Source organism: Streptomyces sp. NPDC003379 (assembly GCF_053589195.1).
Genome location: NZ_JBSFRK010000001.1, coordinates 128,794 through 144,683, shown reverse-complemented (window position 1 = coordinate 144,683; position 15,890 = coordinate 128,794). Strand labels below are relative to the sequence as shown.

Genomic DNA, 15,890 nt, shown 5'->3' with positions numbered 1-15,890 from the left:
TCTCAGCCGCCCGGCGCCGTGTAGAAGTAGACCCGGACCACGGCGGTCTCCGGGCTCTTCCCGAGGTTGTGGAAGTCGTCCGTCGCCGTCTTCTTGGTGAACATCTCCGGACGGCCCTTGCCGAGCAGCGCGTTGACGCGGTGGGCGTAGACGGTGCCGTTCGGGCCGCCGCCGAAGGTCAGCACGAGCGCGGCCGTGCGGCCCGGCCACTTCCGGGTGCCCTTCGAGATCTGCGAGACGAGGGCGCCCTTGTCCCCGCCGGACACCCGGAACTCCTCCGGGTTGCGGTCCACCGAGCGGGGCCCGGTCGGGGTCGGCGACGGCGTACCGCCCCTCGACGGCGAGGGCTTCCGACGGTCGTCGGCCTGCGGGTCAGGGCGGTCGGCCATCGACACGAGCGCGAGCACGAGCAGCAGATCGGCGAAGAGCCACCCCGCGAGCACGACCACCCCGAGCCGCCGGCCACGCCGGCGCGCCACCCGCCCTCGACTCACGCGACGCCTCCGTCGCGCGGGGCGGAGGGCGGGGGCAGCCGGGTCGTCCAAGGATCATCGAACGAAGGATCCGGCGGAGAATCCATGACCGGCTCAACGGGCCACCCCGGGTCGGGCACGGGCGTGCCGTCAGCGGCCAGACCGCCGGGCCCCACATCACCGCGCGCCATGTCACGCCGGGACCCACCCACGCTGCCCCCATACGACGGGCCCACTCCACCACCGAACGCCTGCCCGGAGCTGCCGCCGGGCGTCTGGGCTGAGGTGCCGCCGTATGGCCGTCCCGGGCTGTGAGCGGTCGGTTGGGCTGGGCTGGCGTCAGGCGTCTGGGCTGAGGCGCCGCCGTACGGCTGGGCTGGGCTGGCGCCGTAGGCCTGGGCTGAGCTGGCCGCCTCAGGTGCCCCGGGCGAGTTGCCGCCGGTCGCGCGGGCTGAGCTGCTGCCGTAGGGCTGGGTTGGGCCGGCGCCGGGCGTCTGCGGCGAGCTGCCGCCGTACAGCTGAGCTGAGCTGTCGGCGGGCGTTCCGTCTGAGGTGCCGCCGTATGTATGGCCCGAGCTGTCAGCGGACGGTTGGGCCGAGCCGTTGCCGTATGTCTGGCCCGGACTGCTGCCGTACGGCTGGGCTGAGCTGCCGCCGTACGATCCGGCCACGTCCCCGTGTGCTCCGCTCGGGCTCCCGCTCACGCCGTACGAGCCGCCGTTCGCACCGTGTGCTCCACCGTCGGAGCCGTACGACCCGCCGCCCGCGTCGCCGTTCGCCGCATATGCGGCGCTGCCGGAACCGTACGACCGGCCATCCGCGCCGCCGTCCGCCGCGTACGCCCCGCCGTCCGCGCTATGCGCCCCGCCGCCACTCGCCGCGTACGCCCCGCCGTCGGAGCCGTACGTCGTCGCGCCGCCCGTGCCATGCGCCCAGCCGTCCGCGCTGCCGTACGTCCCGCCGTCCGCGCCGCCGCCACTCGCCGCGTACGCCCCGCCACTGAACGCCGGCGGCCCCGCGCCCGCGCCATGCGTGCCGCCGCCCAGCGCGCCGTACGACGCGCCGGGCGGCGTGCCGCCCTCCAGTGGCAGCGGTAGCGGCAGGGAAGGCAGGGCGGAGGCCAGTGTGTCCATGCGGGCGTCGAGGCGGGCCGCTGCGTCCTGCCAGTGGGCCGCCGCCGCGTCCCAGCGCTCCGTGGCCTCCCGCATGCCGGCCACCGCGTCGACCGTGCGGCCGGTGCTCGACACCAGGGCCTGTGAGGCCAGTTCCGTCGCCTTCGCCACCGACTCGGACTTGGTGACGAGCGACTGCTGCGCGGCGACCAGCGCCTTCAGGGAGGCCTCGACCGTGTCGCCCGCCGCCTTGACGTGGTCGGCGATCCCGCGCGCCGCGAGCGTGTTGTCCCGGCCCGCCTTGGCGGTCGCCGCCGCGCCGTCGCGCAGGGTGGTGTCGATGCGGTCCGCCGCGTCGCCGAGCTTCGGCACCTCCTTCGTCAGGGACAGCGCCGCGTTCTTCAGCGCGTCGGTGGCCCGGCCCACGGACGTCGTGGCACCGCTGAGCGCCTTGTGGCTCTGCTCCGCCTTCGTCGCGAGGTCGCCCATCTCCTTGGCGGCCTTCGTCAGCTCCGCCGTGAACTGCTGCGGGGTCGCGCTGCGATGCGGCGCCAGCACCATCTGCGTACGGGTCAGTACCGATGCCAGCTCGGCGAGCAGCCGCTCCCTGTCCGCCTCCTGCGCCGCGTCGTCCCGCTCCGCGCGCACCCTCACGCGCGCGTGCCACACCGACACCGCCACGAGCAGGGCGATGAGGAGTACGGCCATCAGCGCCACGTTCTCGAACCGCCCGAGCGACGAAAGATGCCCGCCGAAGCCCGACTGCCACAGCTGGAGGAAGGGGCGCGTCGCCTGCTTGGGTTCCTCCTCGGCCAGCTCCCCGTACGCGCGCACGGCCTCCCGCAGGCCGAACCAGGTGATCAGCAGCGGGATGAAGACGAGCACCCCGAGGGCCGCCTCCAGGAGGCGGTCGCGGCGCCCCGACGACTGTTCGGGCGGCGTACGTACGCTCTCCGGGCGTACGTACGTCCGGACGAGGTCGACCTCCGCCCACCGGTCGAGCTGCGACATGCCGCCCAAGTCCTTGTGGAGCACGCTCAGTTCGGCCGAGCGCGGCGCGAGCGCGGACAGGGCCGCAAGCCGCCGCAACTCCTTGATGATCAAGGTTTTGTCGAGCAGTTCTGCGGGCGTCAAGCGGGTTCCTCCCTGACTTGCGGGGTGGCTTGAGACATGGCTCACAGGGCTCTAGCCGAGGGCGTCACCCCTGCCACGCCGGTTCCTGCCGTCACGGCCGATCCGCCGCAACAGCGTCTCGGCGTCGGCGTGTTCAGGGTCCCACGTCAGACACTTCCCCAGGGCCTCAATGGCCTCATCCCGCTCCCCGCGCCGGTCCAGTTCCACCGCGTGGCGGTAGGTGCGCTCGGCGAGCAGCCCGCGCACCCGTACGTTCGTCGGATCGTGGTTGTACGCGCAGTTGAGCCACCGATCGGCGTCGGCGAAGTGCTCCGGCGACATGTCGGCCATCGCGGCCGCGCAGTGCACGTCGATCATCGCGTCCAGCATGTCCGCGCCGGCCGGCCTGGTCGCCGCGTCCTGCCAGGCGATGTGCGCGGCCTGCACGGCGTGGTCGTACCGGCCGAGGGACAACAGTGCCTGCGCGCGCGCCAGTTGGCGCTGCGAGGCGTAGTCGAGGGACGGGGCGGGCGCGGGCTCCGGTGGGGTCGCCGGGGCGGGCGGTGTGGGGGCGGGGCGGGGCGCGGGGCGGGCCAGGTCGTCGAGCAGCTCCTGGGCCTGAGCGATGATCTCGCGCAGCAGGGCGGCAGCCTCTCCCGGCCGCCCCTGGCGGACAAGCAGCCGCGCCCCCTCCACGTCACGGACGCCGCCGTGCCCGCCGTGGTCATCGGGTGGCGCCTCGCGCGGGGCAGCGGCCTCCCGTGGATCACGTACGTCATCACGTACGGCATCTCGTACGTCATCACGTACGGCTTCTCCCGGGCGACCCGCACCTCGTACCGCACCCGATTCCCGTACGACCCGAGGGTCCACCAACGTCGCCGTGAGCGGCGGCGCGTCCGCGAGCGTGTCCTGCGTGGGCGCCGCCGGTTCCAGCGGGCCCTCCTCCAGGGCGGAGGGGCCCGAGGACGCGGCGCCGCCCGCGAGCCGCACCGCGTGTTTCAGCGCGCCGAGCGCCAGCAGCTCGGGCGGCGCCTGCACGCTCCGCTCACCGAGCCGGGCGACCCGCGAACGCACCTGTTCCATACGCGTGCTGCCGCCCACAAGGAGCAGCGTGTCGACGTCCGCCGACCGCATCCCGGACTGGTCGAGCAGCGCCCCCGCCCGGTCGAGGGTGCGCCGCGCATGCCGGTCCAGGTAGGCGTCGAGGTCGGGACGGGCGATCCGCACCCACAGCGGGGGCCCCGCGCCGAGTTCCAGGTCCAGTACCGCCTCCTCCGGGCCGCCCCGCGCCCCGAGCGTCTCCCGCGCCTCCTGCCCGCGCGCGCGAAGCTCCTGCCACACGGCCGCGTCGAGCCCGGTGACCGAGCCCGGACCGCGGTGCCTGCGCAGCAGCCGGACCGCCGAGGACAGCATCTCCGCGTCGAAGGCGCGACCCCCGGACGTCGTACCGCCCTCGTAGCCGAGGGAGCGGAAGTGGCCGCGCACACTGCGGATCAGGCCCAGTTCGAACCCCTCGTACCCCATGCCGTAGACCAGGCACGTGCCGCTGTCCCGCTCCGTCATATGGCCGATCACCGCCGCCATGGAGTCGCTGACGAGCCGCGCCGGCTCAAGGCCCGCCTCGCGCGCCGCGTCCCGCAGCGCCGCCCGCTGCGCCGAGCCGAACCGTGCGGGCACACTGATCACGGTCTGCGCCACCCGCCCCGGCGCCGCCGCCTCCACGCGCTCGCGCAGGGACCGCAGCAGGCGCACCACGAGCGGGTCCGCGTCGCACGCCTCGCCCCCCACCCGCACCGGACGTCCGCTGCCGAGCCGGCTCTTGAGGCTGGGGAAGGTCACCGGCAGCTCGCCCGTCTCTGCGGGCTCGCACAGCAGCAACGGCCCTTCCCGCGGCCCGTCCTTCGCGCCCGCGTCCAGCCGCCGCGCCGGCCGGTCCGGCAGCGCGAAGAGCGCCCGCAGCCCCGTGGCGCCGAAGTCGACCCCGAGACTGACGGGGGCCGCCCCGGCCGTCGCCCCCGGCGCGGAGCGGCGGCCGTCCTGGCGCGCCCGCGTCATCCGCCGGCCGTCTCTTCGGCGAACCGCAGGATGCCCTCGTAGTCCGGCTTGTCGGGGAGGGTCGGCACGGCGCGCTCGGACTGGGCGACCGCGACCAGGTTGACGAGGTTGCGTGCCTGCTGGGCGGTCTGTACGCGGTTGCCCTGCCGGTGGGCCTGTTTGACGTACTCGACCGCTTCGTTGATCTGCCGGACCGTCTCGCGCGGCGCGCCCTCCGAGGCCAGTTCGGCCTGCCGGAACTGGCTCGCAAGACCGCACTGGCGGTACATGTCGTCGAGCAGCAGCTCGGTGAGGCGCTTGTACTCGCCGCTGTCGCCCATCGCGACCGCCCGCTGCGCCTGCTCGATGTCGCGGCGCACCTTCATCGCCTGCACCGGCTCGATGTAGGGCCCGTACCGCTTCAGGAAGTGGTCGGCCTCCCGCTCGGCGAGGGCCAGCTGCTCGCGCAGGACCGCGCTGTCCACCAGCTCCTCCACCGGCTCGGGCGGCGGGGTGCGCGGCTTCTCCCGGTTGGGCGTGGCCTCCAGGACCATGTCCGTGCCGCGCACGCTGATCCTCACCGTGATGATGCGGTCCGCCGAGTAGTTGAAGGAGACGTCCACCTGGCGGTTGACCTCGATCTCCTGCGGCAGCTCGAACTCCACCACGCCCTGCTCGTGGTTCTCGCTCGCCACCTTGCTGTGGCCCTCGTACACCGGCACCCGGATGCGGCGGCTGTCCGTCGCGTGGAACGTGCGCCGGCGCGGCTCGGAGAGCGGGTACGGCGAGCCCGCCTCGATGATCTCGACGAACACGTCGCGCTGACTGCCCTTGATCGCGGCGATGCCCATCGCCATGGGCGTCGACTCGTACAGACCCGTGTCGCCCTTGGAGCGGCCGTCGGCCAGGCTCCGGCCGCAGGCCGCGCAGGCGTCCGCGCCGTACTCGTTGAGCCTGGCGCACGCCGCGTCCGAGCACTCCACGCCGCGCAGCGTCTCGGCGAGGACGCCCGCGCCGAAGGCGACGCACTCCATCGGGTTGATGTTCCTGCGCACCTTGTCCGTGCCGAAGAACCCCTCGACCGCCTCGTACACGGGCCGCGTCAGCGTGCCGCCGCCCACCAGGAGCACATCGGAGATGTCGTCCGTGGACAGTTCGTAGCGCGCGAGGGTCTCTTGGACCAGCACCATGGTGCGGGCCACCAGCGGCGCGATCATCGCGTGGAACTCGGCGCGCGTCAGCTTCATCTCGACGTCGATCACACCGTCCTGGCCCCGGTACGCCGCCGGGATGACGATGTACGTCTCCTCCATGTCGTTCAGCTCACGCTTGGCGCGCTCGGCGGCCTTCTTCGCCTGGAAGAGGAACGCCTTGTCACCGGCCGGGTCCACGTGGTGCTGCGCGCGCATCCACCCGATGATGTGCTCGACGACGGTCAGGTCGAAGTCGTCGCCGCCCAGCCAGATGTCACCGGCCGAGCGCAGCACCTGGAACTGGCTCCTGCCCTCCTGGTCCTTGACCGCGTTCAGGACGGAGATGTCGAACGTGCCGCCGCCCAGGTCGTAGACGAGGACCCGGCTGCGCGCCCCGCCGGGCTTGTGCAGGCCGAAGGCGACCGCGGCGGCCGTCGGCTCGTCCACGATCTTCTTCACCACCAGGCCCGCCTTCTCCGCGGCCTCGCGCGTGGCGGCGCGCTGCGCGTCACGGAAGTAGGCGGGCACGGTGATCACGGCGTGCGTCACCGGCTCGCCGAGCGTGCGTGAGGCGTCCCGCACCAGCTTGTCCAGGATGACGCTGGAGATCTCGGCGGGGGTCCGGGCCCGGCCGCCGAGCACCACGTGCGCCCGCGGGTCCTCGTCGGGGCCCGCGACGATCTCGTAGCTCATCCGGTCGCGCGCCCGCGCCACCGAGGCGTCGGCGAAGTCCCGCCCCATCAGGCGCTTCACGGAGGCGATGGTCTCCTTGGGCTGTCTGGTCGCCCAGTTCAGCGCGTCCTCGCCGACCAGCGGCTGGTCCTTGCCGTCGCGGTGCATGACGCCGACGACCGACGGGGTGAGCCGCTCGCCCTTGCTGTTGGTGAGCACCGCGATGTCCGCGCGGTGCGGGTCGTGGGCGGCGACCGCGCTGTTGGTGGTGCCGAGGTCGATGCCGATGGCCTTCATTCCCGTTCCGTCCCTTGCTCCGTGCCGCCGTCCACGGCGACGACCACCCGGGCGGCGCGCAGCACGTGCCCCCGGTATCGATACCCGCGCCGCAGAATCTCAAGGACCTCGTCGTCGGCGGTCCCGGGCGGCGCGGCGCGCACCTCCGTCACGTGGTGCGTCGCCGGTTCGGCGCGCTCACCGACCCGCCCCACCCGTTCGAGCCCCTCGTCGGCCAGGGCGGTCTCCAGCTGTCCGGCGATCAGCGCCAGGCTTCCGCGGTACGTCTCCACATCGCTCGCCGCGCCGTCCGCGAGGAGCCGGTCGAAGGAGTCGAGTACGTCGGCACAGCGCAGCAGCAGCCGTTCGGTGAGCGCCTGATGGGCGGCGTCGCGGGCGGCCAGGTCGCGGGCGTGCTCATAGGCGAGGCGCGCCGTGACGGCCGCCCCCGCGTGCTGCGGCGCCGGCTCAGACATCAAAGCGGATCAGATCGTCGAAGAGGCGCGCGGCGGCCTCCGGAAGAAGCGGGTCCGGTGGCGTCTCCTGTGCGGTGACGGCGGCGAGCTGTCGGTCGATCTCCGCGAGGGCCAGCGGGAGTTCGGCGTCGAGGTCCACGTCGTACAGGAGCAGGTCGACGAGCATTCTGCGGCGTACGCCGCGCAGCTCGTCCCACGCCTGCTGGGTGACCGGCGTCATCAGATGCCGGGCGAGCAGCTCGAAGGAGACGTCCCTCATGTCGGCGTGGGTCGTCCAGGGCGTCACACCGGCCGGGGCGAGCGCGTCGTAGGGGAAGGGGCCCTCCCAGCTCGCGTCGGGGTCCTTGATCACGCGACACTGCCTCCTGCTTCGTTCTCGGGTGCTGCGTTCCCGGGTGCTTTGTCCTCGGGGTTGTTCTGCTCGGGGTTGTTCCGCTCGGGCCTCAGCTCGGTGAGCCAGCGGCGCACCGCGTCGAGCAGGGCCCGTCTGATCCGGCTGTTGGTGGGGTCCGCGCGGGTCGCGCGGAACAGATGGTGCAGCGCCCACAGGGTGTCCCCGCGGCGCAGCGCGCGCTCCGCCTTGTCCGTCAACTCCGCCGCCCAGGACGGCAGGTCATCGTCGTCGGGCGGGGTCTCCTGACCGTCGCTGCGGATCAGATCACCCATGCCGCCGACGCCGATATGCCGGGTGAGGAGCTTCTCCATCTCGTCGAGGGCCTCGCCGAGCGTCTCGCGGTAGCGGTGCGTCAGGGCCTGGCCGAGGCCGACGTCCAGCAGGTCCAGCGCCTCGTGGAGCAGCTCCAGGCGCTCGGGCACCTCGTACGTCCGGTCGTCCAGGGTGAAGACGAGGGCCCGCGCGAGGTTGTCGCGGGCGTGGCTCGACTCCGGGTTGAGGGCGAGGGCGCGGCGCAGGTCGGTCTCCGCCCCGTACACGTCGCAGCGCATGCCGTGCTTGGTGCGGGTGTAGCCGCGCCACACGCCCCGCATGGACAGCAACGCCGACAGTCTGGCGTGCAGTTGGCCGAGCAGCTCGCGGTCGAGCGGATGCAGTACGGCGGTGGCCGACTCGACGAGCGTGACGGCCTCGTCCAGGCAGGGCCCGAGCTGGACGCCGTCCTCGTCGGTGAGCGCCTCCACCCGTCCCAGAACGGTGCGGATCACGGCCTTCTTCGAGCGGGCCTGCATCCCCGCGTCGCGGGACACCCGCACCAGCTCCCGCCAGTGTTCGAGAGCCTCGTCAAGCCCGCCGTCGCCGCGCGTCAAGGCGGCCCTCGCGAGCGCAAGCCGGACGTGTACGGCCAGTTCGACGCCGTCCTGGAGGAGGCGGGCGTGGCGGCGCGGCAGCCGCACGTAGGCGGGGTTGCGCCGCAGGAAATCCTGGCAGTGCCCGCACCTTTCGGTGTGCCCGGCCGCGGCCGACGCGGGGCCCGCGCAGTCGTCAGGCAGGGTGCTCAGCGTGCGCAGCACGGGCAGGGCGCGCAGCGCGTGCCCGAACTTGCGCACCTCCGAGAGGGCGAAGCTCCGCGCCAGCTCCGAGAAGGCCCAGCGCAGCTCGCGCACCGCGTACTCGCCGGGGTCCTTGCCCTGCTGGGCGGCCGCGTCCAGGCTCGCCACGAGATCACCCAGGGGCGCCTGGAGGCCCAGCAGCCGCAGATAGCGCGGCCCGCAGGCGAGCGTGGCCCCCGCGCCCGGCACGGCCGGCAGACCGCCCACGTCCTTCAGCACCCGCGCGCCACCCAACTCGGACTCCAAAACCCCCGCCAACCCCTGATAAGCCGCAGCCTGTTCGGGCCGTCCCTGCTCGGTGTGCCGCTGCTCGTACGCCGACAACTGGCCGAAGAGGTGCTGGCTCAGCTCCCAGCGCAGCGACGCCATGTCCTCGTGGGTGAGATCGCGTTCGTAACGAGCGGCCCGCTCGGCACGCCAGCCGTCCCAGTACCCGTCGTCGCTCAGCAGCGTCGCCCAGTACGCGAGCGCCGACTCCCAGGCGCTCACCGCGTGCTCCCACGCGCCGCTCTGCTCCAGCTCCTGCGCCTGCCACAGCCGGGCCGCGGCCAGCCCGTGCACCACGGCCATGTCACCGGGCGCCTCCCTCAAGCGCCGCTCCCACTCCGTGGCGGCGGCCTCCCGGCCCCGCGCGAGGAGCAGCAACAAGGGGGCGTCACGCGGGAAGCGCTCGCACAGGGCGTCCAGCAGCCCCGGCCCCTCATCGGGCGACAGCCCGGCGAGAGCGTCGCGCAGGGCTTCGGGGGAGTGCCAGCGGTACAGCAGCGCGTCGAGCCGCAGCCGCCGGCCCGGCAGGCGCAGCCGCTCCAGGGCGACGCGCTCGTGCCACGACAGGGAACCGCGCTCAAGCAGCGCGTACGAGGCGTTCTTCACCACGTCCATGGAGGCACCGGGGTCGACGCCCGCGTCCCGCAGCGCGAGATACGGGAACGCCTGGTCCCGCACGGCGAAGGGGTCGGCGACCAGGGGAGCGCCGGTGAGACCGTCCGCCCAGGGGAGCAGCCCGATGAGCCGCCGCAGCCTGCGGCACCGCACATCGGCCCGGTCGAGGGCGCCGCGCGCCCGCTCGTACGCGGTGACGGCCGCGCTCCACTTCCCCGCCGCCTCCAGCGACCGCCCCTCGGCGTACGCGAGATGCGCGTCGGCGTCCCGGTGCCCCGGGCACCGCCGGAACGCGTCGGCGGCCCGCTGCCACTCCTGGTGCGCGTCGGAGAGGCGCCCGCGCGCGTAGGCGGCGACGGCGGGCGCGTCCCGGTACGCGCCGAGGGCCTCCGCCTCGGCGACGGCACAGGCCCAGTCCCCCTCGGCCTCGGCGAGCCGCACGCGCGCGTACCGCCCCCGCGTGGCGGCGTCCACCCCCTGGGCTTCGGCCCGCTCCAACTCCTCGTACGCCAGGACGACCCGCCGCCAGGCGTCGCTCCCCTCGGCGCCCTCGTCGGCGCCTTCTTCGGCGATCCGCACCCGGGCGTAGCGCTCACGCGCGGCGACATCGGCCCAACTGCCGTCCAGGTCCTGGTAGACACCCAGCGCATCGTGCCACTGCCCGGCCAGCTCGTGGGTACGGGCGAGGGCGTAGCGGTAGAGGTGGGCGGCTTCGTTCGGGGGGTGGGGTCTTGAGTTCGGGGGGTCGGGTGGCCCCGGTGGCCCCGGTGGCCCCGGTGGAGCAGGTGGCCCGGGTGGAGCAGGTGGGTCTAGTGGGCCGGGGGGTTCTGGCGGCCCAAGTGGACCTGGCGGGTCCAGTAGGCCTGACGGGTCTGGCGGGATTGACGGACCTGCTGGGCCTGGCGGGCCTGGCGGGCATGGCGGGTCCAGTGGGTCTGGCGGGCCTGGCGGACATGGCGGGTCCGGGACGCCCCCGGGGAACGCTCGGGCGTAGATCTCGCAGGCCCTCGGCCAGTCGTCCGCCTCCTCCGCCTGGCGGCCCTCCGCCTTGCGGCGCAAGGCCGCCACCGCGCCGTCGCGGGCGTCGTCCGGGACGCCGGTGAGCAGGCTGAGTACGGCTGTCCAGTCGGCGCGCAGATCGGCGGCGACGCGCGCACGTGCGTAAAGACGCCGAACGCCAACCTCTCCGTCCGCGTACGTGTCCGGCAGCCTCCCGAAGCCGTCGATGACGCCGGTCCACTCGCCCCGCTCGTCGGCGGCCCGCCCACGCGAGTACAGCACTCGGTCCGGTACGTCTGTCAACGCGGACGGCAGCCCCGCGAAGTGCGCCAGCGCTTGCGCCCAGAGCCCCCGCTCCTGGCAGAGACGGCCCTGGGCGTACGCGCGCAGATGGGCCGCGTCGGAGGGCAGGCCGTCTTGGGGGTCGGCGTCGGCCACCTCCCCGAACGCCTCCGCCGCCGCTCCCCAGTCACCCCCGACCACCGCCGACCGGCCTTCGACGTAGCGTCGCAACGCCCCCGTGACTCGGTAGTCGGCAGGCAGGGGGGCCAGGTGGATGAGCGCGGCCGACCATTCGGCGGACTCCGTCGCCGCGAGGGCGGCCTCGTACGCGCGGTGGCGCAGCTCACCGAGCCATGGCTCCGTCTCCAGGCCCCGCGCGGCCGCCGCCGACAGATCGGTGAGCGCCTCGACGACGCGACCGGCGTCCGCCGCACCACGCCCCCGCGCGAACAGCAGCCGCCCCCCGCTGTCGAGAAAACCGCCCGCCGCCGCATATCCCGCCACCGCCTCGGCCCACGCACCGCCCACCTCCGCCGCCCGCCCACCCGCATACGCACACCACGCACCGAGGTCGGGCCCCACTTGGCCGGGCTCCGCCTGGTCGGGTCCTGCCTGGTGGGGCTCCGCCTGGTCGGGTCCTGCCTGGTGGGGCTCCGCCTGGTCGGGTCCTGCCTGGTGGGGCTCCGCCTGGTCGGGTCCTGCCTGGTGGGGCTCCGCCTGGTCGGGCCCCGCCTTGTCGGGCTCCGCCTGGTCGGGCCCCGCATTGTCAGGCCCTGGTTGGTCAGGCCCCGCTTGGTCGGGCCTCGCGTTGCCCGGCCCTGCCTCGTCGGGCCCTGCTTGGGCGGGCCCCGCCTGGTTGGGCCCTGCCTTGCCGGGCTCCGCCTTACCGTGCCTCGCGTTATCGGGCCGAGCCCTCCCGTGCCTCGCGTTATCGGGCCGAGCCCTCCCGTGCCTCGCGTTATCGGGCCGAGCCTTGCCGTGCCCCGCGTTATCGGGCCGAGCCTTGCCGTGCCCCGCGTTATCGGGCCGAGCCTTGCCGTGCCCCGCGTTATCGGGCCGAGCCTTGCCGTGCCCCGCGCTATCGGGCCCCGCCTCGGCGAAGGCGTCCCGCGCGGCTGGCCAGTCGCCGTCTCGTGCCGCTGCCCGGCCCCGCGCGTACGCCGCCCGTCCCGCCGCGTCCCCCAGCCCCGCGCACGCCTCGTACGCCGCCTGCGCCGCCCCCCAGTCCTCGCTCTCCTCGGCGGCCCGCCCGCCCACGTACGCCGCCCACGCCGTGGCCGTCCCGTGGTCCGGGCGCAGCGTGAGGACGGTGGCGTACCCGCGCGCGGCCGTGGCCCAGTCGCCCGCCTGCCGCGCCCGCTCGGCGGCCTCGCAGGTGCGCACCACGTGGAGCTCGTCCCGCGCGGCCGCCAGCCGCTCCACCACGTCCCGCAGCCCGCCGGGCCGCACGGCGAGCACCTCCTCGTAGCGGGCGATGGCGGTCACCCAGTCCGCCGACGCCGACGCGGCCCGCGCCGCCCCGACCAGCGCGGTCACGCGCTCCAGCTCGGCCACCTCCGCCGCGAGGCAGCCCGGCACCGGCCCCGGCAACTGCTCGCGGACCACCGCGAGCTGCGCCGCGGCGGCCACCGCGTCCCGCTCCCCGGCGAGCAGCGCGCACAGCCGCTCCACCTCGGGCCAGGCCAGTTCGAAGGCGGCCTCGGCCCGCATCCGCCGCTGCTCGTCGGCGTAACTCCGGGTCGGCGTGCGCAGGATCCGCTGGACCTGCGCCCAGCGCCCGCGGTCCCGCTGGAAGCGCGCCGCGCCGATCAGGACGGCCGAGCCGACATGGCCGACGGGGCTCTGAAACGTCCGCAGCGCGTCCGCGCCCTCCCGCAGCGGATCCGCCACCGCCCCGGGGCCGAACTCGTCGTCCCGCACCTCACGCGCCTTGAACAACCAGCCCTGCCTGCACTCCTCGTGCAGGAACAGCGTGGGCGTCGCCCACTCCACCGCCGTGTGCTGCGGCTGGTGGGAGATGCGCAGCCGCGCCGCGGCCATGGACTCGTCGACGGTCTTGTTGGCCGCGATGCCCTTCAGAAGCTCGGGGCTGAACGCCCCCGCCGACTCGTCGCTGACCAGCCCCCGCATCGCCACCACCGCCGGCACGCCCCCGCCGATCAGCGCCTGCGCGAGCCCGGAGAACGGTTCGAGGTGCGAACTGTCCGCTCCGAAACAGAGGTTGAGCGCGACCAGCCGCAGCCCCCGCGCCTTCAGCAGGATGCCGCTGAGCAGATCCGACGGCACCCGGTCGACGCCGCCGCCCTCCGTCTCCAGGGCCACCACGCCCTTGCCCAGCTCATGGTCGTACGTCCCGTGCGCTATCAGTGCGACCGCCGTGGGGAGTTCGGGGTGCGCGCCGACCGCCGCCTCCAGGCTCGCGCGCGTGGCCCGCTCCAACACCGTTGTCTGTACGGCGACTTCAGGCAGGCCGTGACGGAGCGCCGCCACCTCCGCCGAGGTCCGCAGCCGCGTGAGACCGCCGGGCGACGCGCAGGCCACCAGGAGCCGGATCACGCTCGGCTCGTCGGCGGGTTCGGGCAGCCGCTGCCCCAGCGGCCCGCCCGGCAGTGAACGCGCAAGCGAGTAGCCGTGGTTGAGCGCGAGGGCCTGCTGAGGGCTGCCGGGTGGCGCGCACAGCGACTCCAGGGGGAGGTCGCGCAGCTCGGGCGGCAGATCGAAGCGGAGACGGAGCCCGTGCGGCGGGCGCATCCGCTGGGCGCGGTCGAGCGCGGCGGCAACGCAGTCGCCGACGCGGTTACAGGCGCGGGCGTCGAGGCCACCGCCCGCGTGATCCGTACCCGTACCCGTATCCGTACCCGTATCTGTATCGCCGTCCGCCGGTGCCTTCCCCTCGCCGCCGAACAGCAGGCCGTATACTCCGCGCCCCAGCTCCCGCAGCCGCGCCACGGTGTGCCGCTCACCCATCGGCGCCAGCCCCAGCTCCGCTGCGACCAGCTGCTCCCACTGCTTGCGGAGCACCGCGGGCTCCCCGTCGACCGCGATGACCTCGGCAGCGGACGCCGGGCCGTTGGCCGTGACGAGATAGCGGTCGGCGCCGACGCGGCGGACCCGGATGCGCAGTTCCTCGTACGCGAGCACGGCCGTCACTGCTCGCTCTCGTCGGGCTGCCACCTGGCGTGGTCGAGATCGGCGACCGCGGCTTCCCGCTGCTCCTCCAGGTCGGGGTCGTCGGGGAAGTGCGCGAGCGCGGCGTCGAGTTGGTCGATGGCCTCGCGCAGGGTGGCCCGCGCGCCGGACAGACTGCCCGAGCCATAGCGGGCCGCGGCGAGCCCGCGCAGCACGATGCCGAGGCTGATCTGCGCCCGCAGCAGGTGCGGGTTGAACGCGACGGAGCGCCGCAGGTCTGCGGCGGCCTCGTCGAGCAGGGCGTCTTCGTCGTTGGCGACGGAGACGCCGCGGTCGGCCAGTACGCGCGCCAACTGCCCCTCCAAGCGCCCCCGTTCATTGGCACCGATCACCGAACGGGTCGCCTCCAGTGTGGACACCGCGCGGTTCACCCGGCCCGCGCGGTGCGCGTCGCGGGCCGCGCCGAGCGCCATGTCGACGATGGCGGTCTGCGTCTCGCGGTACCGCTCAAGCTCCCGGCTGTGGACCAGGGCGCGCCGCCAGTACGCTGCCGCCGCCACGAAGTCGGGTCTGGTGGCGGTCATCTCGGCGCGGCCCATGCTGAGCCGCGCCTCCAGGGCCAGGCCCCGCGCGCCGAGGGAGAGCCTGTGGTGCTTGTCCGCGAGTCCGGCGTACCCGGGGTTCAGCTCGTCGAAGCGCGCGCACTCCGGCTCGCATACGGCCGCCGCTCCGGGCCCGCCGCCCCGCGCCCGGCAGTCGGGGCAGCGCAGCTCGGAGAGCGCGGCGAGGGCGTCGGCGGGCTTGCCCTGGCCCAGCAGCAGCTGGGCGAAGCCGAGTTCGGAGAAGGCATAGGTGAGGGAGGCGTACGTCGATGAGGTGCCGGGGGTCGGGAGGGCGGCGCCGGCGGTGGCGGACGTGGCCTCGGCCGGGGACAGGGCATCGGCCTGAAGCGCCCTCGCCTCCCGTACCGCGGCGAACGCGCCGAACTCGGCCGACCTCCCCAGTTCCGCGATGCGCAGCGGCCCGCAGAACAGGGGCACGCCGCCGCCTTGAGCCGACGGGAAACCGCCGACGGCGGCGAGCAGCTTCGCGGCGTCGGCCTCACGCTGGAGCAGCGGCCCCGGTGCGACGCGTGTACCGGCGTCGTCACCGGGCATGCGCCGCTCCAACGCCTCGCGCAGACCGGCCCGCAGGACGGGCACGAGCGCCGCCTCCACGGCGATGCCGTACCGCCGGGCGGCGGCGGCCCGGGCCCGCTCCCAGAACCCCGCGTCGTACAACAGGGCCGCCCAAGCGGCGACGCACGGCTCCCACGCGTAACCAGGCCCCGTCCCCGGAGAATTGAGCAAGGCCAAAGCCAATGTGTGGGTGCCCCTGTGATCGGCGGGATCGCGCCGAACGGCCTCCCTGAGCAACTCCACGGCGTCGACCCGACGACTACCACGCACAAGCACGACGCCATACAGCGAAGCGAAACCCCCCGTCTCCCGGTCAAGCCCCTGAGCCGCCCCCACCAAGGCCCCGGCCTGCTCCCACCGGGGATGTTCGGCCTCGCACCGGGAAGGTTCGGGCCCGCGCCCGAGAGACTTGGTCTCGCGTTGGGAGGACTCGGGCGCGCATTGGGGAAACTTGGTCTCGCGCGGGGAAGGCTCCGGCTCCCGCCGGGGAGGCTTCGGTTCGTGCGGGGAAGGTTCCGGTTCGCACCGGGGAGGCTTCGGTTCGTGCGGGGAAGGCTCCGGC

General features: G+C 74.3%; 8 protein-coding genes. All 8 read right to left on the bottom strand.

What is annotated here, in order from left to right; genetic code table 11:
• Nucleotides 1-2: 2 nt before the first annotated feature.
• Genes ACWDVB_RS00600 through ACWDVB_RS00565 form a run of 8 tightly spaced genes read right to left on the bottom strand, consistent with a single transcriptional unit; the run spans nucleotide 3 to nucleotide 15,499 of the window.
• Entirely contained in the window at nucleotides 3-494 is a 492-nt protein-coding gene (locus ACWDVB_RS00600) for a hypothetical protein (protein WP_451513342.1), read from the bottom strand.
• Nucleotides 491-2,719: a hypothetical protein gene (locus ACWDVB_RS00595; RefSeq protein WP_451513341.1), complete on the bottom strand. Its 2,229-nt coding sequence runs from the start codon at nucleotides 2,717-2,719 to the stop codon at nucleotides 491-493. The genes ACWDVB_RS00600 and ACWDVB_RS00595 overlap by 4 nt, the downstream gene beginning before the upstream one ends.
• A gap of 51 nt (nucleotides 2,720-2,770) precedes the next feature.
• Complete coding sequence (locus tag ACWDVB_RS00590) at nucleotides 2,771-4,756, bottom strand: Hsp70 family protein (protein ID WP_451513340.1); 1,986 nt, start codon at nucleotides 4,754-4,756, stop codon at nucleotides 2,771-2,773.
• Nucleotides 4,753-6,897 carry an Hsp70 family protein gene (locus ACWDVB_RS00585; RefSeq protein WP_451513339.1) on the bottom strand — a complete coding sequence of 715 codons (2,145 nt, stop codon included), beginning with the start codon at nucleotides 6,895-6,897 and terminating at the stop codon, nucleotides 4,753-4,755. Before ACWDVB_RS00585 ends, ACWDVB_RS00590 begins: the two co-directional genes overlap by 4 nt.
• Nucleotides 6,894-7,352 carry a nucleotide exchange factor GrpE gene (locus ACWDVB_RS00580; protein WP_451513338.1) on the bottom strand — a complete coding sequence of 153 codons (459 nt, stop codon included), beginning with the start codon at nucleotides 7,350-7,352 and terminating at the stop codon, nucleotides 6,894-6,896. The genes ACWDVB_RS00585 and ACWDVB_RS00580 overlap by 4 nt, the downstream gene beginning before the upstream one ends.
• Nucleotides 7,345-7,704: a hypothetical protein gene (locus tag ACWDVB_RS00575; protein ID WP_451513337.1), complete on the bottom strand. Its 360-nt coding sequence runs from the start codon at nucleotides 7,702-7,704 to the stop codon at nucleotides 7,345-7,347. The genes ACWDVB_RS00580 and ACWDVB_RS00575 overlap by 8 nt, the downstream gene beginning before the upstream one ends.
• Nucleotides 7,701-14,171 carry a CHAT domain-containing protein gene (locus ACWDVB_RS00570; RefSeq protein ID WP_451611932.1) on the bottom strand — a complete coding sequence of 2,157 codons (6,471 nt, stop codon included), beginning with the start codon at nucleotides 14,169-14,171 and terminating at the stop codon, nucleotides 7,701-7,703. The genes ACWDVB_RS00575 and ACWDVB_RS00570 overlap by 4 nt, the downstream gene beginning before the upstream one ends.
• Complete coding sequence (locus tag ACWDVB_RS00565) at nucleotides 14,168-15,499, bottom strand: hypothetical protein (RefSeq protein WP_451513334.1); 1,332 nt, start codon at nucleotides 15,497-15,499, stop codon at nucleotides 14,168-14,170. The genes ACWDVB_RS00570 and ACWDVB_RS00565 overlap by 4 nt, the downstream gene beginning before the upstream one ends.
• Between the last annotated feature and the right edge of the window lie 391 nt (nucleotides 15,500-15,890).

Bases quoted from the DNA above. Each gene is read 5' to 3' on its own strand.
- ACWDVB_RS00590 (WP_451513340.1), bottom strand. From the start codon at position 4,756: ATGACGCGGGCGCGCCAGGACGGCCGCCGCTCCGCGCCGGGGGCGACG.
- ACWDVB_RS00585 (WP_451513339.1), bottom strand. From the start codon at position 6,897: ATGAAGGCCATCGGCATCGACCTCGGCACCACCAACAGCGCGGTCGCC.
- ACWDVB_RS00580 (WP_451513338.1), bottom strand. From the start codon at position 7,352: ATGTCTGAGCCGGCGCCGCAGCACGCGGGGGCGGCCGTCACGGCGCGC.